The organism is Pseudomonas typographi (assembly GCF_014694385.1).
Taxonomy (GTDB): Bacteria; Pseudomonadota; Gammaproteobacteria; order Pseudomonadales; family Pseudomonadaceae; genus Aquipseudomonas; species Aquipseudomonas typographi.
This window is the reverse complement of record NZ_JAAOCA010000026.1, coordinates 1-21582: the sequence shown is the minus strand read 5'-3', so window position 1 is coordinate 21582 and position 21582 is coordinate 1. Positions and strand designations below refer to the sequence as shown.

Here is a 21582-nt window from a genome sequence, read left to right as displayed (position 1 = left end):
GGGAGAGTATGGAATGGATGAACTGGAACTGCTGGCCCACGCAGATGCACGCGGTCGGTGCTATACCGAAGCGAATGAACGTCGCCGGGTGTTCCCGTCGGACGAAGCCATTGCCGCATTGGCGGCCTTTGACGAGCCGCTGCCCGATCATGGTCCGCCGGCCGAAGACACGCTGGCGCTGCTGGACGAAGTGGGATCACCCGCCACCACGGCATCCAACGGCCCACGCTACTTCGGTTTCGTGATCGGTGCGGCATTGCCCGCCGCAGCGGCGGTGGAGCGGCTGATGCTGGCGTGGGATCAATGCGCCTCGACCTTCGACAATTCGCCGGTATCGGCCACGCTGGAGCGCGTCGCCGCACGCTGGGTACTTGATGTACTGGATCTGCCAGGTGATAGCGCCGTGGGCTTCGGCACCAGCGCCACGGCTTGCACGCTAGCCGCACTGGTGGCTGCACGGCGCACCCTGCTGGCACGGCAAGGCTGGGATTTCGACCGCGATGGCCTGCTTGGTGCGCCGGAAATCAGGGTCGTGGTATCCGAGCTGGCCCATATCACGGTCAAGAAGGCATTGCGCGTGCTAGGCTTTGGGCTGAACCGGATCATCCATGCTCCGGTCGATGTTCAAGGCCGGGTTGATGCTGCCCGGCTTCCACGACTGGATGATCGCACCATCCTCTGCTTGCAAGCGGGCGAGGTGAATACCGGCGCCTTCGATCCGTTCGCCGGAATCATTCCACTTGCTAGAGAATCCGGAGCGTGGGTGCATGTGGATGGCGCTTTTGGTTTGTGGGCGCGGGCGTCCTCACTAGCCCATCTGACCCAAGGCATCGAACTGGCCGATAGCTGGACGACTGATGCGCACAAGTGGCTGAACACGCCCTACGACTGCGCAATGACCATCTGCCGCGATGCGCAGACGCTGGCAGAGGCCATGAACAGCGATGCGGTCTATTCCAGCGCCAGTGCGTATGCGCAGAAGAACCTCACGCTTGAATTCTCGCGCCGACCGCGCGGCATCCCGGTGTGGGCCGCGCTGCGCAGCCTGGGCCGTGATGGCATTGCCGAACTGGTCGAGCGGCACTGCGCACAGGCACGCCGCATCGGTGATGGCCTGGCTCGGGCCGGCTTCAATGTGCTCAACCAGGTAGTGCTCAATCAGGTGCTGTTCCGCTGCAAAACCGATGCGCAGACGCTAGCGGTGTGTGCGGCAGTACAGGCAAGTGGCGAGGCGTGGTTCGGTGGCACGCTCTGGCAGGAGCGACCCGCGATGCGTATCAGCGTGTCGTCCTGGCGTACCCGTGACGAGGATGTGCAAGCGTTGGTCGATCTTCTGACGGCGCTTCACTCTGGAATCGCCAAGGACTGACATATGGAACTTCGGCATCTTCGCTGCTTCCTGGCCGTCGCCGAAGAACTGCACTTTGCCCGTGCGGCGGAGAAACTGCACGTCGAGCAATCGCCGCTGTCGCGCGCCATCAAGGAACTTGAAGAAGAACTGGGCGTAGTGCTGTTCGCCCGCACCACGCGCAGCACACGGCTGACTCGCGCGGGCGCACTCTTTCTGGAGCACGTCCCCCGTGTCTTCGCCGCCCTGCAGCAGGCCCGCGACAGCGTGAAGGCAGCCGCCAAAGGCTTTCACCGCCAGTTGCGCGTTGCATTGTCTGACGGAATCACGCCATCGCGCCTGCCGGCCTTGCTGGCGCTGTGTCGGCAGGAGGAGCCGGAAGTCGAGATCCGGTTATTCGAGGTGCCGCTGTCGCAGCAGATCAAGGGGCTGCACGACGACCTTTACGACGTGGGCTTCGCCCAGTCTGATGAGGTCGGCGATGGCATCGTGGTAGAAGCGGTTTGGAGCGATCTATTGATGGTGGCGGTGCCAGCACGGCATGACTTGCTCAAGTACAAGCGGATTCCACTGGAGGAAGTGCTGCGCTTTCCGCTGGTACTGTGCGACCCGCAGGTGTGTGAGGGCCATGCACGGCAAATCGAGCGCGTGTTGCGCCAAGTGGACATGGAGCCACTGGTGGCCGAGCGGGTGGCCTCATGCGACCTGATGATGGCGCTGGTATCAGCGGGTTTCGCTCTCGGTTTCACTGGCGCGGCCCACATCGCCGCCAGCCGGGAGTCGGGCGTGGTGGCCCGGCCTCTGGCGGGACGTTCGCCGCTGCTCACTACCTATTTGCTGCGTCCGATAGGCGAGCCGTCGGAGACGCTGGCGCACTTCATCGAACGGGTGCAGGCCATCGAATCTCCCGAAGCCAACAGGCCGGCGTCGGGCGGTCATCCCGATAGTGCGGAGGAACCCAAGCCATGAAGAAGACCATCCCGTTTCTGCTGGCCGTAGCGCTGACGGCCTGCGGTCCATCCGAAACGCAGCAACAGAAAGACGTGCCGACCATTGCGGAACTGGTATCCAATCCCGAGCGCCTGAAAGAACTGCGCCAGCAGTGCAAGACCGATCGCGCCAGGCTGGGCGACGTGTTGTGCAATCGAGTCGCTGAAGCCACGCGCAAGCGGTTCTATGGCGATGGCAAGACCCCATACACACCGCCGAAAGAACCGCCCAAGTTCTGATTGCGGGCGATTCCCAAAAATATTCTGTTTTCTCGCCATACACGCCGCAATGCGCCTTCGCTTGCGGCGTTTTTCTTTGGCTCGACGCTGCGCGAATTCTTTCTTTTTTCTAGAGCTTTCTCCCGATAACGGTCTTTGACCGGCACCGACTCGGCACCGATCGTCGCGTCATGCGGCACGTCCTTGTGCTGCGTGTGAACGAGGAATCAGCGCAGAGGAAATCGGAGGCCAGTCAATGCAAGCTCAGGGTGTGCTATTCGGGCAGATCGCGATTGTTTTCAGCATCGTGATCGCGGGTGTGTGGAGTGCAACGCAATGGACAGCCGCCGCTCTGGCCTACCAACTACGCCTTGGCTCGCCCTGGTTCGATTTCTTCGGTACGCCGGTATATCACCCGTGGCGGCTGTTCGAGTGGTGGTTCTTCTTCGATGCCTACGCGCCGCACGTTTTCGACATAGGCGGCGCCATTGCGGGCGGCAGCGGCTTGGTCGCCGTAGTGGTTGCCATCGCCATGTCAGTGTGGCGCTCGCGGCAATCTCGTCTGGTCACGACCTATGGCTCGGCGCGTTGGGCCAACACCGCCGACATTCGCAAGGCCGGGCTGATGCAGTCGGCCGGCGTCTTTCTCGGCCTGCATGACGAACAGTACCTGCGCCATGAAGGCCCGGAACACGTCCTGACCTTCGCGCCCACGCGCTCTGGCAAAGGCGTGGGCCTGGTTGTGCCGACTTTGCTGTCCTGGCCTGCATCGGCAGTGATCCACGACATCAAGGGCGAGAACTGGCAGATCACCGCCGGCTGGCGTTCGCGCTTCTCGCATTGTCTGCTGTTCAACCCCACCGATGCGAAGTCAGCCGCATACAACCCGCTGCTGGAAGTGAGGCGCGGAGCGCATGAAGTGCGCGACGTGCAGAACATCGCGGACATTCTCGTTGACCCCGAAGGTGCGTTGGAGAAGCGCAATCATTGGGAGAAGACCAGCCATGCGCTGCTGGTCGGCGCCATCCTGCATGTGCTGTATGCGGGCGAGGACAAGACGCTGCGCGGCGTCGCCAACTTCCTCTCCGACCCAGCTTGCCCGTTCGAGCTGACGCTGCACCGGATGATGACCACGCGCCATCTCGGTGACGCGCCGCATCCTGTTGTCGCGTCCGCCGCGCGTGAAGTGCTCAACAAGTCGGACAACGAGCGGTCGGGCGTGCTCTCCACCGCGATGAGCTTCTTGGGCTTGTACCGCGACCCCACTGTGGCCGAGGTCACGTCGCGCTGCGACTGGCGCATCGCCGACCTGATTGCGTCCGAGCATCCCGTTTCGCTGTACCTGATGGTGCCACCTTCGGACATCAGCCGCACCAAGCCGTTGATCCGGCTCATCTTGAACCAGATCGGGCGACGCCTCACCGAATCGCTCGATGGCAGCGATGGCATCGAACGCCGCCACAAGCTGTTGCTGATGCTCGATGAGTTTCCGGCGCTGGGCCGGCTCGACTTCTTCGAGACGGCGCTTGCCTTCATGGCCGGCTACGGCATCCGCAGTTTCCTCATCGCGCAGTCGCTCAACCAGATCGACAAAGCCTACGGCCAGAACCATTCGATTCTGGACAACTGCCATGTCCGGGTGACGTTCGCTACCAACGACGAGCGCACGGCCAAACGGATCTCCGAGACGTTGGGCACCGCCACCGAACTGCGCGCGCAGCGCAACTATGCCGGTCACCGGCTCGCGCCGTGGCTCGGGCATCTGATGGTGTCGCGGCAGGAAACGGCTCGGCCGCTGCTGACGCCGGGCGAAGTGATGCAACTCCCGCCCGATGAATCGGTGGTGATGGTGTCCAGCGTCGCGCCGATCAAGGCCAAGAAGCTGCGCTACTACGCCGACGCCAATTTCAAGCAGCGCGTGCTGCCACCGCCCGCGCTTGCGACTGGGCAGTACGCCGACGTGCCACCGGCCCGCGCCGACGACTGGAGCGGCCTGGCGATTCCGGCCGTCCTCGCCGCATCAGTCACGGCATCCGCCGATGAGCCGGGCGGCACCGACGACGGCGGCCCGCGCCGCCAACCCGAACTCTCCGAATCCGTCGCGTACGACCCCGAGCTGGGTGCGCCCGATGACCTCGCGCTGCTCGATGACGACTACGACCTGCCGCTGCCGCTTCCCGGCCAGCTCGATCCGGCCATGCAGCGCACGGCCCGGCTGGCCTCTCTCGACCCTAACGACGGAATCGACCTATGAGCCAATACCGCCTCAACCTGTTCATCCAGCACGAGCACGCCAAGCGTCTGGAAGAACTCGCCGCCAAGAAAGGCGTGTCCAAGTCGTCCATCGTCGCGGCAGCGCTGGCGTCCTGGCTGTCGCCGGACGCGGGCGACCAGCGCGAGGCCGCCATCGCCAAGCGACTGGATCGCCTGTCGCGGCAGGCCGAACGACTGGAGCGCGACCAGAACATCCAGATCGAAACGCTGGCGCTGTTCATCCGCTACTTCCTGACCGTCAGCACGCCGGTGCCCGAGGCGCATCAGGACGCGGCCCGCGCGCAGGGCAAGGCACGTTTCGAGCAGTTCATCGAACAGCTCGGCAGGCACCTGCTGCGCGGCCGCAGTCTCGTGCGCGACGTGGTGGAGGAACTGCACCCGGACACCGCACGCATGGATGACGCGGCGGCGCTGGCCGAAGCCCATGAACGTGCTGCGGAGCGTGCCTCATGAGCGCCGTTCCACAGATCCCGCCCGAACCACGCTCGTCGGCCACTACTTCACAGGATCGCCGCATCCAGATGCTGCGCACGGCAATGGGGCCGTTGATCGCCGCCGCGCTGGAAGACCCGGACGTAGTGGAAATCATGCTCAACCCTGATCGCACCCTATGGGTCGATCGGCTCTCAATGGGCCGTGCGCCGTTGGGCGTCGAACTGCCCGAAGCCGACGGCGAACGCATCATCCGCCTTGTCGCCGCCCACGTCGGCGCGGAAGTGCATCGCGGCCAGCCGCTCTTGACCGCCGAATTGCCCGAGACGGGCGAGCGTTTCGAGGGCATCTTGCCGCCCGCCGCACCGGGGCCAGCCTTCGCGCTGCGCAAGCGGGCCGTGAGCATCATCGGCCTGGATCGCTATGTGGCCGACGGCATCCTGACCGCTGGGCAGGCGGACTTCCTGCGCCGCGCCGCGCGCGAGCGGCAGAACATCCTGATCGCCGGCGGCACCAGTACCGGCAAGACCACGCTGGCCAACGCCTTGCTTGCAGAGATCGCCGCTACTGGTGATCGCGTGCTCGTGCTCGAAGACACCATCGAGCTGCAATGCGCCGCCCGCGACCATGTGCCGCTGCGCACGCGCGCCGGCGTCGTGTCGATGCAGGAGCTGGTGCGCGCCACGATGCGTCTGCGCCCTGATCGCGTGATCGTCGGCGAGGTGCGCGGCGGCGAAGCCCTGGACTTGGTGAAGGTGTGGGGCACAGGCCATCCGGGTGGCATCGCCACCATCCATGCGGGTTCCGCACTCGGTGCATTGCTGCGCCTGGAGCAACTGATTCTTGAAGTGGCGGTGAATCTGCCGCGCGCTTTGATCGCCGAGGCCATCAACGTCGTCATCCACATCGCCGGGCGTGGCCGCAAGCGCCACGTCGAAAGCATCGCCCGCGTCGTCGGCTTCGACGGCGTGGGCTATCGCATGGCGGATGCGCTGGAAACACCGTTTCCCGAGCTGCCGCCAGTTTCTTCCCCGTCCCCTGAACCCTCTGGAGAACTGCCATGACGCAGATGCATATCCATGCTTTCCGCATTTCCGTTGATCCGGCTTCGGCCTTCGCGCGCCTGCGGCGCCTGGCCGCGCCGGCGCAGCACGGCCTGCTGCTGGCCGCCATCATGCTGATGACGGCCGGCACGGCGAAAGCCTCCGGTTCCTCGATGCCCTGGGAAGGCCCGCTGACCTCGATCCTCGAATCCATCCAGGGGCCGGTGGCACGCATCGTCGCGGTCATCATCATCATTTCCACCGGCCTGGCGCTGGCCTTCGGCGATACCAGCGGCGGCTTCCGCAAGCTGATCCAGATCGTCTTCGGCCTGTCCATCGCGTTCGCCGCGTCCTCGTTCTTCCTGTCGTTCTTCTCGTTCTCCGGCGGGGCCGTCGTATGAGCACGGCCACCGATCTTCCGGGCTTTGAAGTGCCGCTGCATCGCTCGCTGACCGAGCCGATCCTGCTGGGCGGTGCGCCGCGCACCGTGGCGATTGCCAACGGCACGCTGGCCGCCGCTGTTGGGCTGGGCCTGCAACTGTGGATTCCCGGTGCGGTGCTCTGGATCGTCGGCCATTCGCTGGCGGTGTGGGGTGCGCGCGTCGATCCGCAGTTCATGCAGGTCTTCGCCCGGCACATCAAGCACAAACCGCTGCTGGACGTGTGAGGGGATGCCGCCATGCTGAACCTTGCCGAATACCGCCAGCGCCCGGCGCTGCTGGCCGACTGGCTGCCCTGGGCCGGCCTGATCGCGTCGGGTGTCGTCTTGAACAAGGACGGCAGTTTCCAGCGCACGGCGCGCTTTCGCGGGCCCGACCTGGACAGTGCCACGCACGGCGAGTTGATCGCCACATCGGCGCGGCTCAACAACGCGCTGCGCCGGCTGGGTTCGGGCTGGGCCTTGTTCATCGAGGCCGACCGCCGGTCGGCAGCGGACTACCCACACTCCGACTTTCCCGAACCGCTGTCCTGGCTCGTGGACGAGGAACGCCGCGCGGCCTTCGAGGAATCGGGGCATCACTTCGAAAGCGGCTATCACCTGACACTGGCTTACCTGCCACCGGAGGAATCCCGCGCTCGCGCGGCCAAGCTGCTCTACGAGAACTCGCCGGGCGACGGCGTGGACTGGCGCGGCCGGCTCGATGCCTTCGTGGCGGAAACCGATCGTGTCTTCGACTTGCTCGATGGTGTGATGCCGGAAATCGCCTGGCTCGATGACGCCGAGACGCTGACCTACCTGCACTCCACAGTGTCCACGCGGCGCTACCGCGTGAGCGTGCCCGAAGTGCCGTTCCACATCGACACGCTGCTGACCGACTCCGCGCTGGTCGGCGGCCTTGCGCCGACGCTGGGCGACCAGCACCTGCGCGTGGTGTCGGTGCGCGGCTTTCCGACCTCGACCTGGCCGGGCCTGCTGGACGACCTCAACCGCCTGGGCTTCGCCTACCGCCGGAGCACGCGCTTTCTCTGCCTGGACAAAGCCGAAGCGGAAAAGGAACTCGGCCGCCTGCGCCGCCAATGGTTCGCCAAACGCAAGAACGTGGTGGCGCTGCTGCGCGAAACCATCTTCCAGCAGGAATCGCCTCTGGTGGATACCGATGCCAGCAACAAGGCGGCCGACGCGGATGCCGCCATGCAGGAGCTGGGCGGCGATCAAGTCGCCTTCGGCCACTTCACTGCCACGGTGACGGTGCTCGATGCCGATCCGGCCGCGGCCGACGAGAAGCTGCGCATGGTGGAGCGCGTCATCCAGGGCCGGGGTTTCGTGACCATCCCCGAAACCCTCAACGCCGTGGATGCGTGGCTGTCGTCCATCCCCGGCAACGCTTACGCCAACGTGCGCCAGCCCATCGTCTCGACGCTGAACCTGGCGCACATGATGCCGCTGTCCGCCGTATGGGCCGGACCGGAGAAGAACGACCACCTGGACGGTCCGCCGTTGATCGTTACCCGCACCGATGGCGCCACACCGTTCCGGCTGGTGACGCACATCGGCGACGTAGGCCACACGCTGGTCGCCGGCCCGACCGGCATGGGCAAGTCGGTGTTGCTTGCGATTCTGGTGCAGCAATTCCGCCGCTATCGCGGCTCGCGCGTGTTCGCCTTCGATATGGGCCGCTCGATGCGCGCCACCATCCTGGGCCTGGGCGGCGAGCACTACGACCTGGGTGCCGATGGCGGCATTGCCTTCCAGCCGCTCGCGCGCATCGACCGGGAAAGCTATCGCTCCTGGGCGGGGGAATGGGTGGAAGGCCGCCTGCTGCATGAGGGCGTGACGGTCGGCCCGGACGAGAAGGCGGTCATCTGGTCGGCGCTGGGCAGCTTGGCCGGGGCGCCCGTTGAGCAGCGCACGTTGACCGGGTTCTCGGTGCTGCTGCAATCGAACGCGCTACGGCAGGCACTCGCGCCCTATGTGCTCGGTGGCGCGCACGGCAAGCTGCTGGACGCGGACACCGATCGTCTCGGCTTCGGTGACGTGCAGGGCTTCGAGATGGAAGAACTGATGCACAGCCCCGCCGCCGTGCAGGCGGTGCTGCGCTACCTGTTCGCCCGCTTCGATGAGCGTTTCGACGGTGCGCCGACGCTGCTGATTCTGGATGAGGCGTGGCTGTTCCTCGATGAGCCGTCTTTCGCCGCGCGCATTCGCCAATGGTTGAAGACGCTGCGCAAGAAAAACGTGTCGGTGATCTTCGCCACGCAGTCGCTCGCCGACATCAAGGATTCGAGCATTGCGCCCGCGATCATCGAGAGCTGCCCGAGTCGGATTTTCTTACCCAACCCGCAGGCGACCGAACCGCAGATTCGCACGATCTACGAGGGCTTCGGCCTCAACAGCCGGCAGATCGAGATCGTCGCCACCGCCCAGCCCAAGCGCGACTACTACTACCAATCGCGTCTCGGCAATCGCCTGTTCGACCTCGACCTGGGGCCGGCCGCGCTCGCCTTCGCGGGCGCGTCCACACCGCAAGACCAACGCGACATTGACCGCGTACTGACGCAGGCCGGCGCGTGGCTACGCCATCGCGGCCTCGACTGGGCCGCCGACTTGCTGCCGTCTTCACCGGCGGCGACTTCTTTCCACGCTTCTCAACCACTGGAGGTTTCGCCATGAAGACCCGTGCTCTTTCCGTATCCCTGACTGCCGTGCTGTCGGTGACGCTGCTGACCGCGCAGCCCGCGTCAGCGCTCACGTTCATCGACCCCGCCAACCTTGTGCAGAACACGCTGACGGCCATCCGCACGATGGAGCAGATCAACAACCAGATCAATCAACTGCAAAACGAGGCGCAGATGTTGATAAACCAGGCCCGCAATCTGACGAGCCTCGATTTCAACATCGTCAACCGCCTGCGCTCCACGCTCGCCACCACCGAACGCTTGATCGCCGAGGCGCAGGGACTGGCCTACGACGTGCAGAGCATGGATGCCACGTTCGCCCGTCTGTACCCGGAGCAGTACGCCGCGACCATCAGCGGCGACCGCATGGCGCAAGACGCCCGCGAACGCTGGAAGAACACGCTCGATGGTTTGCATACCGCGATGCGGATGCAGGCGCAGGTGTCGCAGAACCTGGCCCAAGACGAAAGTGCGCTGGCCGACCTCGTGAGCCAGAGCCAATCGGCCACCGGCGCCTTGCAGGCGCAGCAGGCGACCAACCAGCTTCTTGCCTTGCAGGCCAAGCAGTCCATCCAGTCCCAGCAGCTCCAGATCACGCAAGACCGCGCGGCGTCGCTGGAACTGGCGCGGCAGGCGGCGGCCACCGAGCGCGCCCGCGAAGTGCGCCGGCGCTTCATGGGCACCGGCACGCCGTACACGCCGCAGTCCATCAATTTCTACAACAACTGACGGAGGCGGCCATGCGATGCGCTCCTGTCTTGTCGGTTTCGCTGCTGGCCGTGCTGCTTGCCGCTTGCGGCCAGCAGTCGGCCGAGAGTCTGGCCGACGCGTTGACCGCAGACCCTGTGCGGCTCAAGGCGTTGCGTGCGCAGTGCGCGGCCGACCGGCAGGCCGTGGACGAAGACGACTGCCGCGCCGCCGCCGAAGCCTTCCGGCGGCGCTTCTTCTCCGGCCAAGCCGGGCCGGATGAATACCGGACGCTGGCCGAGCTGCCGCCGATTCCGGCGAGCTTCGATGAACCCATTGGAGAGGACACGCCATGAACGACGTGACCATCATCGACCGCTTCCTCGATACGTTCTCGCGCTACATCGACTCGGGTTTCGGTCTGCTGCAAGGTGAAGTGGCGTTCCTGACCGCCACGCTGATCGTCATCGACATGACCATCGCCGGCTTGTATTGGGCCATGAGCCACGCCACCGGCCAGGGCGAGGACGTGATCGCCAAGCTGCTGCGCAAGGTGCTCTACGTCGGTGCCTTCGGCTACATCATCGGCAACTTCAACTGGCTGGCCGGCATCGTCTTCCGCTCGTTCGCCGGGCTGGGCCTGACGGCCACCGGCTCGACCATGACGATGGAGAACTTCCTGCAACCGGGGCGTCTGGCCAAGACCGGCATCGACGCCGGCGCGCCGATCCTCGACCAGATCGGCGGCATGGCGGGCTTCCCCGAAGTCTTCGTGAACATCGACCCCATCGTGGTGATGTTTATCGCCTGGCTCACCGTCATCCTGTGTTTCTTCGTGCTGGCGATCCAGCTTTTCATCACGCTGATCGAGTTCAAGCTGACCACGCTCGCCGGCTTCGTGCTGGTGCCGTTCGCGCTCTGGAACAAGACCTCGTTTCTCGCGGAAAAAGTGCTCGGCAATGTGGTGTCGTCGGGCATCAAGGTCTTGGTGCTGGCCGTCATCGTCGGCATCGGTTCGGGCCTATTCGCGGAGTTCCAGGTTCACCCCGCCGAACCCTCCATCGACCACGCCCTTGTCGTGATGCTGGCCTCGCTTGCGCTGCTGGCGCTGGGCATCTATGGGCCGGGCATCGCAACCGGCCTGGTGTCCGGTGCGCCGCAGCTTGGCGCAGGCGCGATGGCCGGTGCTGCCATTGGCGCCACCGGCACGGCCGTTGCCATTGGTGCTGCCGCGACGGGCGTGGGCGGTGCGGTCGTGGCCGGGGCACGCATGGCGCCGGCAGCCGCGAAGCTGGCCGGCGTCGGTGCGCGTGCCGCCACCTCGGCGGCCGGTAGCGCACGCTCGGCGTTCCAGGCCGGTTCCGCCGCTGCGGGCGGAGGGGCCAAGGGCGCGATGGCCGGCTTGGGCAATGTCGCCAAGAGCGGCGCGCAGGCTGCCGGGCGCAGCGCCGCATCCGGCGCGTCCGGCGCTGCGCAGAAGATGACCAGCTCTTTCCGAGCTGGATGGAACGGCACAGAGGCCGGTAGCGGCGCTGCGCCCGGTGCGGCTGGCTCCGGCCAGGCGGCCGCAGGCGAAGCCGCAAACAGCGCCGCCAACTCGCAGAAGCAAGAGCAGCCTGCCTGGGCCAAGCGGATGCACCGCCGCCAGCAGATCACCCATGCCGCGACCACTGCCGCACACACGCTGCGCGGCGGCGATGGCGGCGGCTCCGGGCAAGGCCCGAGCCTGCGCGGCTCCGACGACTAAAGCGATTCACAAGGAGAACTGACCATGCGATTCAAACGACCGCAGGTGCGCTATGCCGATACGCCGCAGCCTGCCACCCCGTATCAAGCCGCCGCGCAGGTGTGGGACGAGCGTATCGGCTCGGCCCGCGTGCAGGCGAAGAATTGGCGGCTGATGGCCTTCGGCTGCCTGGTGCTGGCTTTACTGATGGCCGGCGGCCTGGTGTGGCGCTCGGCGCAGTCCATCGTGACGCCCTACGTCATCGAAGTCGATCAGTCCGGCCAGGTGCGCGCCGTGGGTGAAGCGGCCACGCCGTACCGGCCTGCCGATGCGCAGATCGCGCATCACCTGGCGCGCTTCGTGACGCTGGTGCGCTCGCTGTCGATTGACCCCATCGTGGTGCGGCAGAACTGGCTCGATGCCTACGACTACACCACCGACCGCGGCGCGGCCGTGCTCAACGACTACGCCAGCAAGAACGATCCGTTCGCCCGCGTCGGCAGCGAGTCGGTGACGGTGCAGATCACCAGCGTCACGCGCGCCAGCGATGCCTCGTTCAACGTCCGCTGGACGGAGCAGCGGTTCGTCAATGGCGCGCCCGCTGGCACCGAACGCTGGAACGCCGTGCTTTCCACTGTCCTGCAAACCCCGCGCACCGAACAGCGCCTGCGCAAGAACCCACTGGGGATCTACGTCAATGGCCTGTCGTGGAGCCGCGAACTGGATTCCTCCGAAGGAGCCAAGCCATGAACCTGCCTTTCCGCTTTTACGCTTTCGTGCTGGTGTTCGCGGCCACCACGTCGTCATTGCTGGGCTGCGCCTCGCAGGGAAATCCACCGCCGTCCACCTCGCTCGATGAGCCGGTGCAGGCGCAGCCGCTACCCGAGCCGCCCAAGCCGGTCGAAGTCGTCGCCGTGCCCGAGCCGCTGGCGCTGCCGGCGCAGTTGAAGCCGCTGCCGGAGCTGGACGAGGCAGTGACCGTGCCGGAGCCGGCCGACGAGAAGGTGCGCGTCTCGCGCGCCAATGCCGAGGCGCGTATCGCGCCGACCCGCGAGGGCTACGTCAACGCGATTCAGGTGTGGCCGTACAGCGACGGCGCGTTGTATCAAGTCTATGCCGCGCCGGGGCGCGTCACCGTGGTTTCGCTCCAGCCCGGCGAGGAACTGGTGACTGTCGCCGCTGGCGATACCGTGCGCTGGATCGTCGGCGACACGTCCAGCGGCAGCGGCGAGGCGCTGCGCGTCAACGTGCTGGTCAAGCCCACTCGCTCGGGCCTGAAAACCAATCTGGTCATCACCACCAGCCGCCGGACGTACCTGCTGGAACTGACCTCGACCGAGAAGGCATGGATGGCCTCGGTGTCCTGGGACTACCCGAAAGACCGGATGCTGGCCTTGGAGCGCCAGTCGCAGGCGGCCAGCGCCGCCGCGCCGGTCGATACCGGCCTGGCGCTGGAGAAGATCCGCTTCCGCTACGCGATCAGCGGCAGCAATCCGCCGTGGAAGCCGCAGCGGGCCTTCGATGATGGCGAGAAGGTCTATATCCAGTTTCCGCCGGGTATCGCCCAGGGCGAACTGCCGCCGCTGTTCGTCATCGGCGCGCAGGGTGACGGCCAGCTCGTCAACTACCGTTTCCGTTCGCCGTACTACATCGTGGATCGCCTCTTTGGCGCGGCCGAACTGCGCCTGGGCGGCGATGGTGGTGACGTGGTGCGGATCGAGCGCACTGACGGCGTGGCGCGGAGGAACTGACAATGAGCCAGGACGACACTCCCGACCTCGCCGCGCCGCAGGCGGCGGGCAAGATCGCGCTCGAGGCGGTGGCGCTGCGCGCCCAGCCGCGCCCGGTCACGCGCCTGAACCGGCGCACGCTGGCCATCCTCGCCGGCGGCCTGTCGGTCGCCGTACTCGGCGCGCTGATGTGGTCGCTGCAACCGCAGCGGCGCGGGGCCAGCGAGCAGACCGAGCTTTACAACGTCGATCGCGTCTCCAAGTCCGAAGGACTGGATGCGCTGCCGGCGGACTACTCCAAGCTGCCGCCCAAGGTGCCCGAGCTGGGGCCGCCGCTGCCGGGCGATCTTGGCCCGGCCATCGTCAAGTCGCAGCAGCCGGTGACGGCCGCCTATGCGGCACCCGGCCACGACCCCAACGATGCGCTACGCAAGGAAGCCGAAGCGGCCGCGGCATCGTCCGTGTTCTTCCGCTCTGGCACGCAGAAGGCCGCGCCGGTGGCGCAGTCGCAGGCCGTCGCCGCGCCGGGCTTCGCCGCCAATGCGGCGTTCGACCCGATGGCGGCCGGGCCGGCCTCCACGGCGGCGCAACCTGCCAGCCCGACGGCGGTACAGAACCGGCAAGACCAGAAAGAGGCGTTCCAGAAAGCCGGAACTGCGGAAACCCGTAATTCCGGCAATCTGCAAATGCCGGCCTCGCCGTATCAGGTGATGGCCGGGACGGTTATCGCCGGGGCGCTGGTGACGGGCATCAAGTCGGATTTGCCAGGCGATGTGATCGCCACGGTGACGGAGCCGGTCTATGACACAGCGACTGGGCGCTTTCTGCTGATCCCGCAGGGTTCGCGCATCCTGGGCCGCTACACCAGCCAGGTCAGCTACGGGCAGAGCCGCGTGCAGGTGGTGTGGAACCGGATCATCCTGCCCGACACGTCTTCACTCACGCTCGACAACCTGGTCGGAGCCGACCCGGCCGGCTATGCCGGACTGGAAGACGACGTGGACTACCACTGGGGCCGCATCTTCGCTGGCGCCGCGTTGACCACGCTACTGGGCGTCGGTGCCGAGCTGGCCGCGCCGGAGAACCGCCAGGATGGCGACCGCATCATCATTGCCGGGCGCGATAGCGCGCAGGACAGCATCAATCAGGTCGGGCAGGAGATGACCCGTCGCAACATGAACATCCAGCCGACGCTGACCGAGCGGCCGGGCCTGCCGGTTCGCATCATCGCCAACCGCGACTTGGTGCTGCTGCCCTACCAGCCGTTGTTCTTCAACAAGGGGACTTGACGATGACGACGCGCAAGCTGCGGCTCGGCCCGCTGCCCAAGACCGAGAGTACCAAGGTCACATTCTCATGCCCGATCGGCTTGAAAGCTGACCTCGACCGCTACGCCGCAGTACACGCGCAGGCGTATGGCGAGGCGGTCGATGCCGTGACACTGATCCCGCATATGCTGGAGGCGTTCATGGCGGGGGATCGAGGATTCAGACGACGGGACAAGCCTGAGGTCACGAGACCGCAATCCCCTAACTTCAAGGAGCGCTTGTAAGTTTTGAGCAGAGACTCGGGGACGAACGTCGACCATCGCATCGAGCCGGGAACGGAAGAAATCGGGCCTAGACATCGGGCTGCGAACTCCAGAAAACATCCCGTCCAGATACCAAAACCGGGAGTTCGTGTCATCCCGAACGGGTTTTGCAGGGGCGACTACGTCATCTCGCTACCAATCCGGCGTGGTTGAAAGAGGTGCGCCAGCAATGCAAGACCGATCGCGCCATGCTTGGCGACGTGCTGCGCAATCGAGCTGCCGAGGCCACGAACCGGCGCTTCTTCGGTGACGGCAAGGTGCCTTATACGCGTTCCGAGACGCCACCGAAGTTCTGATCCTGTCAATTTAGAAGTGCGCTAAATCTTGGTCATGCCGTTGTAAATGCGCGCCATGCTGGCGAGCAATGAGAGCGCAGATATGGCGCAGGCCAAAGAAAATACATATACCGAGAATTGCCCCTCGGCACTTCCGCTCAATCCGCCCATAAGTGCAATCACCACCGCGACCAGAGCAGCCCCAATGGATTGGCCTGTCGTTCTCGCCGTCGAGAGCACGCCCGAAGCAGTGGCAGTTCTGTTTTTTGCCGTGTTTTCGAACATTTCCTTGTTATTTGGAGGGAGGAAAAAACCGTATCCCATACCGCATAGCGCGACGCGCCATAGGAAGTCTCCAGCAGTCGGATTTTCCGACAAAAAGACGAGAGACCCCATTCCCAGACAAAAAATCAATACGCCGATGCTCGATACGTGAGTCGCATTAAAACGATTCGTCAATCTCCCGGCAAGCGGGGCGCACAGTGCCACCGTCATTGGCCAAGGCGTAAATATGAACGCGGAATCCAGGACGCTGTAGGCATATGTGTGCTGCAGGACGAAAGGCAGTGCAACCAGCGCCATTCCCTGTGAAATAAACATCGTGATAGATGTCAGTACTGCGAATGTGTACCGGCGGGATCTAAAAATATCCAAGGGTAAAAGTGGATTCTTGGCCCTGGTTTGACCGATGCCAAATAAATACATCAGCACCACCGATACGACAACGAGCAGGAGAACGGTGTAATTGCCCCATCGTCCTATTTGGTCGACGGCGAGCACAAAGAGACCAAGCGCCGCAGCGGAGGTCACCGCACCGAACACGTCAAAGCCATGCGCCTTGTGCGTGTCCTCTCCCAAGGACACGACTGAAAATGCGATAGCCGCTATCCCAAAAGGGATATTGATGTAGAACAACCACGGCCACGATGCGTAAGAGACGATCAGCCCGCCCAATGCTGGGCCAAGGGCAGTTCCTACAGCAAATGTGAGCGCATTCAGGCCAAAAACCGTCCCCAAAGAACTTGCTGGGAAGATCACGCGGTAGAGGCCATAACCGACGCTAATCAGCACAGCATAGCTGAGCCCCTGGATGACTCGCATCGTCACCAAAGCAGTGAAAGTGGAGGCCAGTGCGCAACCAAGTGATGCAAGCGTAAACAACACCAGCCCTATAGTGTAAAAGCGTCTTTCACCGATTCTTGAGCCGAGAGATGCACAGATAAGCATGGTCGCGGCACTGGCTACCTGGTACCCATTCGCGACCCAGATGACAGAGGCTGAACTGACCTCAAGATCGGCTGCGATGGTCGGCAGCGCAATATTGACAATAGAGCTATCCAGGGACGACATTAGCACGCCGATCAGAATCGCGGCCGCTGCAAAATAACGCCGCGGTATTTCGAATCCTTCTTCATTGGCTTCGGCTGTAGTTGTCATGAAGCGGCTTAGCCTATCGAAGGATGGTTCGGTGAGTTCGGTCCTGACGCAGATCCGCGCCGGAAATGGAAGGATGGGCTAATCCTGCAAGTGATTTGAGTATGACCGCGGTCACTCCCCAAATGTCATGCTCTTGATCTGCCCAGTACCAAGAGCCCGTGCGCTCTCCATCGGTGTATTGCCTTGGAAGCTCCGGGTTCAGTAGCGTTGTGAACGGGATCTCGAATATCTCTGCGACTTCCGCAGGCGATGCCTCCCAGGCGGCTTTATCCGTCACTATGCCGACAACAGGAAAAACAGCGTGATTGCGCTTTCTTGTTTTGTGAATTGGCAAACACCCGACGAGTTGGACCGCACCGGGCTCAAGGCGGATTTCTTCGAAAGCTTCGCGCAGAGCCGTCATGCCAACATTGCCGTCGGACTCCTCCGGCCGTCCACCTGGGAAACTGACATGCGACGAATACTCACTTAGCCCCGACGAACGCCGTGTAAGCAGAATAGATGGCTCATTCCGTGCCACGATCGCCACCAAAACTGCAGAAAACTTCCACCGTCCATCGTTGTCTGCAAGGCTTAGTTTCGCAGCAGGCCAATCCAGTGAGGTAGGAATACGAATATCTTCTACACCACGTATTATCGCTTTTAGGGAGGTGTGAAATTGAGCAGCATAAGAAATTTTCCGGTCGCTTTCCATGTCTTTATCTCATATTCTTATAACTATAATTTCTGCGTCACAGTGGATTGCGCGCGTCTGCTCCGGGCGGATTCGTAACCGAAGACGATTCTAGTGTATCCGCCAACTATAAATTGAATTTTCGTTTGCTTAAATGCTACCCGTAATACGGTTGAACATTGATCCGTCGGCAAAAACCTACGGGCACCAGTTCGAGTGGAAATCACGTCAAAGTCTGCGATCAAGTGGCCGAGGCTACGAAGTCGCAGCAGCCGCTGACGGCCGCCTACGCGGCCCCTGGCAACGACCCGAACGACGCGCTGCGCAAGTAAGCCGAAGCGGCCGCGGCATCATCGGTGTTCTTCCGCTCTGGCACGCAGAAGACCGCGCCGGTGGCGCAGTCGCAGGCCTCCGCTGCCGCGCCGGGCTTCGCCGCCAATGCGGCGTTCGACCCGATGGCGGCCGGACCGGCCTCGACGGCGGCGCAGCCTACCGACCCGACGGCGGTGCAGAACCGGCAAGACCAGAAAGAGGCGTTCCAGAAAGCCGGAACTGCGGAAACCCGTAATTCCGGCAATCTGCAAATGCCTGCTTCGCCGTATCAGGTGATGGCCGGGACAGTCATCGCCGGGGCACTGGTGACGGACATCAAGTCGGATTTGCCGGGCGATGTGATCGCCACGGTAACGGAGCCGGTCTATGACACGGTTACCGTGCGCTTTTTGCTGATCCCGCAGGGTTCGCGCATTCTGGGCCGCTACAACAGCCAGGTGAGCTACGGGCAGAGCCGCGTGCAGGTGGTGTGGAATCGGATCATCCTGCCCGACGCGTCTTCGCTCACGCTCGACAACCTGGTCGGGGCCGATCCGGCCGGTACGCCGCAGTACACGCGCAGGCGTATGGCGAGGCAGTTGATGCCGTGACGCTAATCCCGCACATGCTGGAGGCGTTCATGGCTGGGGATCGGGGATTCAGGAAGGGAGGGGTGAGCAAGGCGCCGCCGCCGAAGTCAAATTGATGATGTGGACGCATCCCACCACCGTCCGGAAGTCGAAAGCAGCCCACCGGCTGCGCTTTTGATTTGAGAGGTCCCTTGCGACAAGCCAGGGCTATCATGACGGTACTACCTTGCCCGCTGTGCCGCCCTTTGGCTTGCTACCGCGAAGCGCCTATGCGGCACCTAGCCAGGAAGGTAGCAAGAGCACTCGATGGCCGAAATTTGGCCTAACCTGTTGCCCCGTAAGACCTTTCATGCCACTGCCTGATCTCGAAGAAGACTTGACAGCGGTCATTTTTTATGCCCGGAGGAAAGCATGGGCGCAGCAGAGCACATCGACATCCGCGGCGCCAAAGGCGGCAGCAGCAAGGCCAAGACTCCCGTGGAGGCCTCCGACAGCCTGCGCTCCACTAACCTGGCCAAGATCCTGATTGCCGTGGGTGAGGGCGAGTTCGACGGCACGCCCACCGCTCGGGATATCTATCTCGACAACACCCCGATCGAGGACGCCAGCGGCAACGTCAACTTCCCGAACGTCAATTGGGACTGGCGGCCGGGCAGCGTCGAGCAGAGCTACATTCCCGGCATCCCCTCGGTCGAGAACGAAACCACGGTCAACGTTGAGCTACGCAGCGACACGCCGTGGTCGCGCTCGATCACCAATACCCAATTATCGGCGGTACGCGTGCGCATGGCCTGGCCGGCGCTGCAATCCCAGGACGATGAAGGCAACGTTGGCGGTTACCGCATCCAGTACGCCATCGACGTGGCCACCGACGGCGGCGCCTATCAGGAGGTGCTGAACGAAGCGGTGGATGGCAAGACCACAACGCGTTACGAGCGCTCGCGCCGCATTGATCTGCCCACGGCCACCAGCGGCTGGCAGCTCCGCCTGCGTCGGCTGACCGCCAACCAGAACAGCAACCGCATCGCCGACACCATGCTGGTGGCCGGCATCACCGAGGTGATCGACGCCAAGCTGCGTTATCCGAATACCGCGTTGCTGTACATCGAGTTCGATGCCGAACAGTTCACGAATATCCCGGCGGTGACGGTAGACACCGAAGGCCGCCGCTGGATGGTGCCGAGCAATTATGACCCTGTTGCCCGTGCCTACACCGGCACGTGGGACGGCACGCTCAAAGAGGCCTGGACCAATAACGCAGCCTGGATCACCTACGGTATCTGCACCCAAGACCGCTTTGGCCTGGGCAAGCGCATCAAATCGTGGATGGTCGATAAGTGGGAGCTGTACCGCATTGCGCAGTACTGCGACCAGTTGGTGGACAACGGCCTGGGCGCCCAAGAGCCGCGATTCCTCTGCGACATGAACATCCAGGGCAAGGCCGATGCCTGGAGCCTGCTGCGCGACATCTCGGCGATATACCGCGGCATGACCTATTGGGCCCAAGGGCAACTGGTGATGCAGGCCGACATGCCGCGCGCCCAGGACATGGACTATGTATTCACCCGGGCGAACGTCATCGATGGCAAGTTCACCTACGGCAGCGCCTCGGCGAAGACCCGCTATACCCGGGCACTGGTGAGCTACGACAACCCAGATAACAACTACGATACCGACGTCATTCCCTACGCCGACCTGGCGCTGCAGCGGCGCTACGGCGACAAGCCAACCGAGATCAGTGCGATTGGCTGTACGCGCGCATCCGAGGCCCAGCGGCGCGGAAAATGGGTGGTGCTGAGCAACAACCAGGACCGCACCGTTTCGTTCTCGACGGGGATGGAGGGGGAAATTCCGCTTCCTGGGTACGTCATTCCCATCGCCGACTCCCTACTGGCGGGTCGGCCGGTGGGCGGGCGAATCTCAGCGGCCACATCCACTACAGTGACGCTGGACCGTGACACTCAGGCCAAGGCCGGTGACCGGCTGATCATTAACTTGCCCAGCGGCCAAGCCCAAGCCCGTACCGTGAAAAGCGTCGCCGGGCGCGTGATCACCGTGACCACCGCCTACAGTGAGGCGCCAGGGGCGCAGCTGGTGTGGGCGCTGGACTCCGACGACCTGGCTATTCCGCTGTACCGTGTTCTGACGGTGAAACGAAATGCCGCGAGCGGCACGACGGCGGCCAGGTTCGATATCACCGCCCTGCAGTACGAGCCGAGCAAATACGCCAACATCGACAGCGGTGCACGCCTGGAAGATCGCCCGATAAGCGTGATTCCGATCACCACGGTAGCAGCGCCGGCCAGTGTCACGCTGACCTCGAACTATGCCATCGACCAGGGCCTCGCGATCAGCACCATGACCATTACCTGGCCTGCGGTGGCGGGCGCGGTGGGTTACGACGTCGAGTAGCGCAAAGACAGCGGCAATTGGATCAAGGTACAGCGCACCGGTACCACCAGCGTGGACATCACCGGCATCTACGCGGGCGCCTACCTGGCTCGCGTGCGCGCGGTGAGCGCTTACGATGTGTCATCGATTTGGCGAACCTCTGACCTCACCCAGCTCAATGGCAAGGAAGGCGAGCCCCCGGCAGTCGCCAGCCTCACTACGACCAGCTTGGTTTTCGGCATCCGTACCGCCTGGGCTTTCCCGGCCGGCGCCGAAGATACCCAGCGCACCGAGCTTTGGTACGGCACCACCAACAGCCTGGACGATGCGACCAAGCTTAGCGATCTGGCCTACCCGCAGGCTGAGTACACCCTGCAGGGCCTCGCCGCCGGCGTGACGTTCTTCTTCTGGGCTCGCCTGGTGGACCGCACCGGCAATGTGGGCCCCTGGTACCCGGCGGGCACTGGCGTGATGGGGCAATCCAGCTCTGATGCTAGCCCTATCCTCGATTACCTGGCCGGCCAGATCAGCGAAACCGAACTGAGCCAGGAGTTGAACGAAAAGATCACCGATCTTGCCGACCAAGTTGCCGCGCTCGATGGCCTGTCGGCCTACAAGGAAGACCAGACCTACACCACTGGCGACATGGTGGTGGCCGGGAACAGGATCTACCAGGCCACCCAGGACGTGCCCGAGGAAACCCCGCCGCCTAACGCGGATTACTGGCTGGACGTGGGCCAATCCATCG

18 protein-coding genes and 4 pseudogenes are annotated in these 21582 nt (G+C 63.9%); 20 read left to right on the top strand and 2 right to left on the bottom strand.

The genetic code is table 11. The features are described 5' to 3' along the window. Positions 1-13: 13 nt before the first annotated feature. The 17 genes and pseudogenes from HAQ05_RS19405 to HAQ05_RS28760 all read left to right on the top strand — a co-directional run. Positions 14-1369: a pyridoxal phosphate-dependent decarboxylase family protein gene (locus tag HAQ05_RS19405; protein ID WP_190423545.1), complete on the top strand. Its 1356-nt coding sequence runs from the start codon at positions 14-16 to the stop codon at positions 1367-1369. Between the two features lie 3 nt (positions 1370-1372). Beyond that, positions 1373-2317, top strand: coding sequence for a LysR family transcriptional regulator (locus HAQ05_RS19400; protein ID WP_190423543.1), 945 nt, complete (start codon positions 1373-1375; stop codon positions 2315-2317). Next, positions 2314-2577 (top strand): EexN family lipoprotein, encoded by a 264-nt coding sequence (locus HAQ05_RS19395; RefSeq protein ID WP_190423541.1) that lies wholly within the window; start codon positions 2314-2316, stop codon positions 2575-2577. The genes HAQ05_RS19400 and HAQ05_RS19395 overlap by 4 nt, the downstream gene beginning before the upstream one ends. 235 nt (positions 2578-2812) lie before the next feature. Further along, positions 2813-4810 carry a conjugal transfer protein TraG gene (locus HAQ05_RS19390; RefSeq protein WP_190423539.1) on the top strand — a complete coding sequence of 666 codons (1998 nt, stop codon included), beginning with the start codon at positions 2813-2815 and terminating at the stop codon, positions 4808-4810. Then, positions 4807-5283 (top strand): CopG family transcriptional regulator, encoded by a 477-nt coding sequence (locus tag HAQ05_RS19385; RefSeq protein ID WP_153334623.1) that lies wholly within the window; start codon positions 4807-4809, stop codon positions 5281-5283. The genes HAQ05_RS19390 and HAQ05_RS19385 overlap by 4 nt, the downstream gene beginning before the upstream one ends. After that, complete coding sequence (gene trbB, locus HAQ05_RS19380) at positions 5280-6326, top strand: P-type conjugative transfer ATPase TrbB (protein ID WP_190423537.1); 1047 nt, start codon at positions 5280-5282, stop codon at positions 6324-6326. The genes HAQ05_RS19385 and trbB overlap by 4 nt, the downstream gene beginning before the upstream one ends. Further along, positions 6323-6706, top strand: coding sequence for a TrbC/VirB2 family type IV secretion system protein (locus tag HAQ05_RS19375; protein WP_190423535.1), 384 nt, complete (start codon positions 6323-6325; stop codon positions 6704-6706). The genes trbB and HAQ05_RS19375 overlap by 4 nt, the downstream gene beginning before the upstream one ends. Further along, complete coding sequence (locus HAQ05_RS19370; protein WP_190423533.1) at positions 6703-6972, top strand: VirB3 family type IV secretion system protein; 270 nt, start codon at positions 6703-6705, stop codon at positions 6970-6972. Before HAQ05_RS19375 ends, HAQ05_RS19370 begins: the two co-directional genes overlap by 4 nt. A gap of 12 nt (positions 6973-6984) precedes the next feature. Further along, on the top strand, positions 6985-9417 hold the full coding sequence (gene trbE / locus HAQ05_RS19365) for a conjugal transfer protein TrbE (RefSeq protein ID WP_190423531.1): 2433 nt from the start codon (positions 6985-6987) through the stop codon (positions 9415-9417). After that, a complete protein-coding gene (gene trbJ / locus HAQ05_RS19360; protein WP_190423529.1) occupies positions 9414-10151 on the top strand; it encodes a P-type conjugative transfer protein TrbJ in 738 nt (245 codons plus the stop codon). Before trbE ends, trbJ begins: the two co-directional genes overlap by 4 nt. 11 nt (positions 10152-10162) lie before the next feature. Then, complete coding sequence (locus tag HAQ05_RS19355) at positions 10163-10465, top strand: EexN family lipoprotein (protein WP_190423526.1); 303 nt, start codon at positions 10163-10165, stop codon at positions 10463-10465. Then, entirely contained in the window at positions 10462-11856 is a 1395-nt protein-coding gene (gene trbL, locus HAQ05_RS19350; protein ID WP_190423524.1) for a P-type conjugative transfer protein TrbL, read from the top strand. The genes HAQ05_RS19355 and trbL overlap by 4 nt, the downstream gene beginning before the upstream one ends. A gap of 24 nt (positions 11857-11880) precedes the next feature. Then, positions 11881-12585, top strand: coding sequence for a conjugal transfer protein TrbF (trbF, locus tag HAQ05_RS19345; protein ID WP_190423522.1), 705 nt, complete (start codon positions 11881-11883; stop codon positions 12583-12585). Continuing rightward, on the top strand, positions 12582-13586 hold the full coding sequence (gene trbG, locus HAQ05_RS19340) for a P-type conjugative transfer protein TrbG (RefSeq protein ID WP_190423520.1): 1005 nt from the start codon (positions 12582-12584) through the stop codon (positions 13584-13586). The genes trbF and trbG overlap by 4 nt, the downstream gene beginning before the upstream one ends. A 2-nt stretch (positions 13587-13588) precedes the next feature. After that, on the top strand, positions 13589-14854 hold the full coding sequence (locus HAQ05_RS19335) for a TraB/TrbI/VirB10 family type IV secretion system protein (protein ID WP_190423518.1): 1266 nt from the start codon (positions 13589-13591) through the stop codon (positions 14852-14854). A 2-nt stretch (positions 14855-14856) separates the two neighbouring features. Next, the gene (locus HAQ05_RS19330; RefSeq protein ID WP_190423516.1) at positions 14857-15117 is read left to right on the top strand and encodes a DUF2274 domain-containing protein; all 261 of its coding nucleotides are present in this window, start codon (positions 14857-14859) and stop codon (positions 15115-15117) included. A gap of 167 nt (positions 15118-15284) precedes the next feature. Beyond that, positions 15285-15452: pseudogene (locus HAQ05_RS28760) on the top strand (entry exclusion lipoprotein TrbK); the annotation flags it as partial. A 21-nt stretch (positions 15453-15473) separates the two neighbouring features. On the opposite strand, the gene HAQ05_RS19325 reads toward HAQ05_RS28760, so the two are convergent. Both HAQ05_RS19325 and HAQ05_RS19320 read right to left on the bottom strand, forming a co-directional pair. After that, positions 15474-16868, bottom strand: coding sequence for an MFS transporter (locus HAQ05_RS19325; protein ID WP_190423514.1), 1395 nt, complete (start codon positions 16866-16868; stop codon positions 15474-15476). A gap of 13 nt (positions 16869-16881) precedes the next feature. After that, positions 16882-17562, bottom strand: a complete 681-nt coding sequence (locus tag HAQ05_RS19320) for an NUDIX hydrolase (protein ID WP_190423512.1) — start codon at positions 17560-17562, stop codon at positions 16882-16884. A gap of 239 nt (positions 17563-17801) precedes the next feature. Between HAQ05_RS19320 and HAQ05_RS19315 the strand changes: the two are divergent. The 3 pseudogenes from HAQ05_RS19315 to HAQ05_RS19305 all read left to right on the top strand — a co-directional run. Beyond that, positions 17802-18416: pseudogene (locus tag HAQ05_RS19315) on the top strand (TraB/TrbI/VirB10 family type IV secretion system protein); the annotation flags it as partial. Further along, positions 18413-18559: pseudogene (locus tag HAQ05_RS19310) on the top strand (DUF2274 domain-containing protein); the annotation flags it as partial. The pseudogenes HAQ05_RS19315 and HAQ05_RS19310, both read left to right, overlap by 4 nt. A 295-nt stretch (positions 18560-18854) precedes the next feature. Beyond that, positions 18855-21582: pseudogene (locus HAQ05_RS19305) on the top strand (TipJ family phage tail tip protein); the annotation flags it as partial.

What these genes read in the sequence shown, in the direction of transcription:
- HAQ05_RS19405 (WP_190423545.1), top strand. Translation starts at nt 14, where the DNA reads ATGGATGAACTGGAACTGCTGGCCCACGCAGATGCACGCGGTCGGTGC.
- HAQ05_RS19385 (WP_153334623.1), top strand. Translation starts at nt 4,807, where the DNA reads ATGAGCCAATACCGCCTCAACCTGTTCATCCAGCACGAGCACGCCAAG.
- trbG (WP_190423520.1), top strand. Translation starts at nt 12,582, where the DNA reads ATGAACCTGCCTTTCCGCTTTTACGCTTTCGTGCTGGTGTTCGCGGCC.
- HAQ05_RS19400 (WP_190423543.1), top strand. Translation starts at nt 1,373, where the DNA reads ATGGAACTTCGGCATCTTCGCTGCTTCCTGGCCGTCGCCGAAGAACTG.
- trbE (WP_190423531.1), top strand. Translation starts at nt 6,985, where the DNA reads ATGCTGAACCTTGCCGAATACCGCCAGCGCCCGGCGCTGCTGGCCGAC.
- HAQ05_RS19395 (WP_190423541.1), top strand. Translation starts at nt 2,314, where the DNA reads ATGAAGAAGACCATCCCGTTTCTGCTGGCCGTAGCGCTGACGGCCTGC.
- trbF (WP_190423522.1), top strand. Translation starts at nt 11,881, where the DNA reads ATGCGATTCAAACGACCGCAGGTGCGCTATGCCGATACGCCGCAGCCT.
- HAQ05_RS19325 (WP_190423514.1), bottom strand. Translation starts at nt 16,868, where the DNA reads ATGACAACTACAGCCGAAGCCAATGAAGAAGGATTCGAAATACCGCGG.
- HAQ05_RS19320 (WP_190423512.1), bottom strand. Translation starts at nt 17,562, where the DNA reads ATGGAAAGCGACCGGAAAATTTCTTATGCTGCTCAATTTCACACCTCC.
- HAQ05_RS19335 (WP_190423518.1), top strand. Translation starts at nt 13,589, where the DNA reads ATGAGCCAGGACGACACTCCCGACCTCGCCGCGCCGCAGGCGGCGGGC.
- trbL (WP_190423524.1), top strand. Translation starts at nt 10,462, where the DNA reads ATGAACGACGTGACCATCATCGACCGCTTCCTCGATACGTTCTCGCGC.
- trbB (WP_190423537.1), top strand. Translation starts at nt 5,280, where the DNA reads ATGAGCGCCGTTCCACAGATCCCGCCCGAACCACGCTCGTCGGCCACT.
- HAQ05_RS19330 (WP_190423516.1), top strand. Translation starts at nt 14,857, where the DNA reads ATGACGACGCGCAAGCTGCGGCTCGGCCCGCTGCCCAAGACCGAGAGT.
- trbJ (WP_190423529.1), top strand. Translation starts at nt 9,414, where the DNA reads ATGAAGACCCGTGCTCTTTCCGTATCCCTGACTGCCGTGCTGTCGGTG.
- HAQ05_RS19375 (WP_190423535.1), top strand. Translation starts at nt 6,323, where the DNA reads ATGACGCAGATGCATATCCATGCTTTCCGCATTTCCGTTGATCCGGCT.
- HAQ05_RS19370 (WP_190423533.1), top strand. Translation starts at nt 6,703, where the DNA reads ATGAGCACGGCCACCGATCTTCCGGGCTTTGAAGTGCCGCTGCATCGC.
- HAQ05_RS19355 (WP_190423526.1), top strand. Translation starts at nt 10,163, where the DNA reads ATGCGATGCGCTCCTGTCTTGTCGGTTTCGCTGCTGGCCGTGCTGCTT.
- HAQ05_RS19390 (WP_190423539.1), top strand. Translation starts at nt 2,813, where the DNA reads ATGCAAGCTCAGGGTGTGCTATTCGGGCAGATCGCGATTGTTTTCAGC.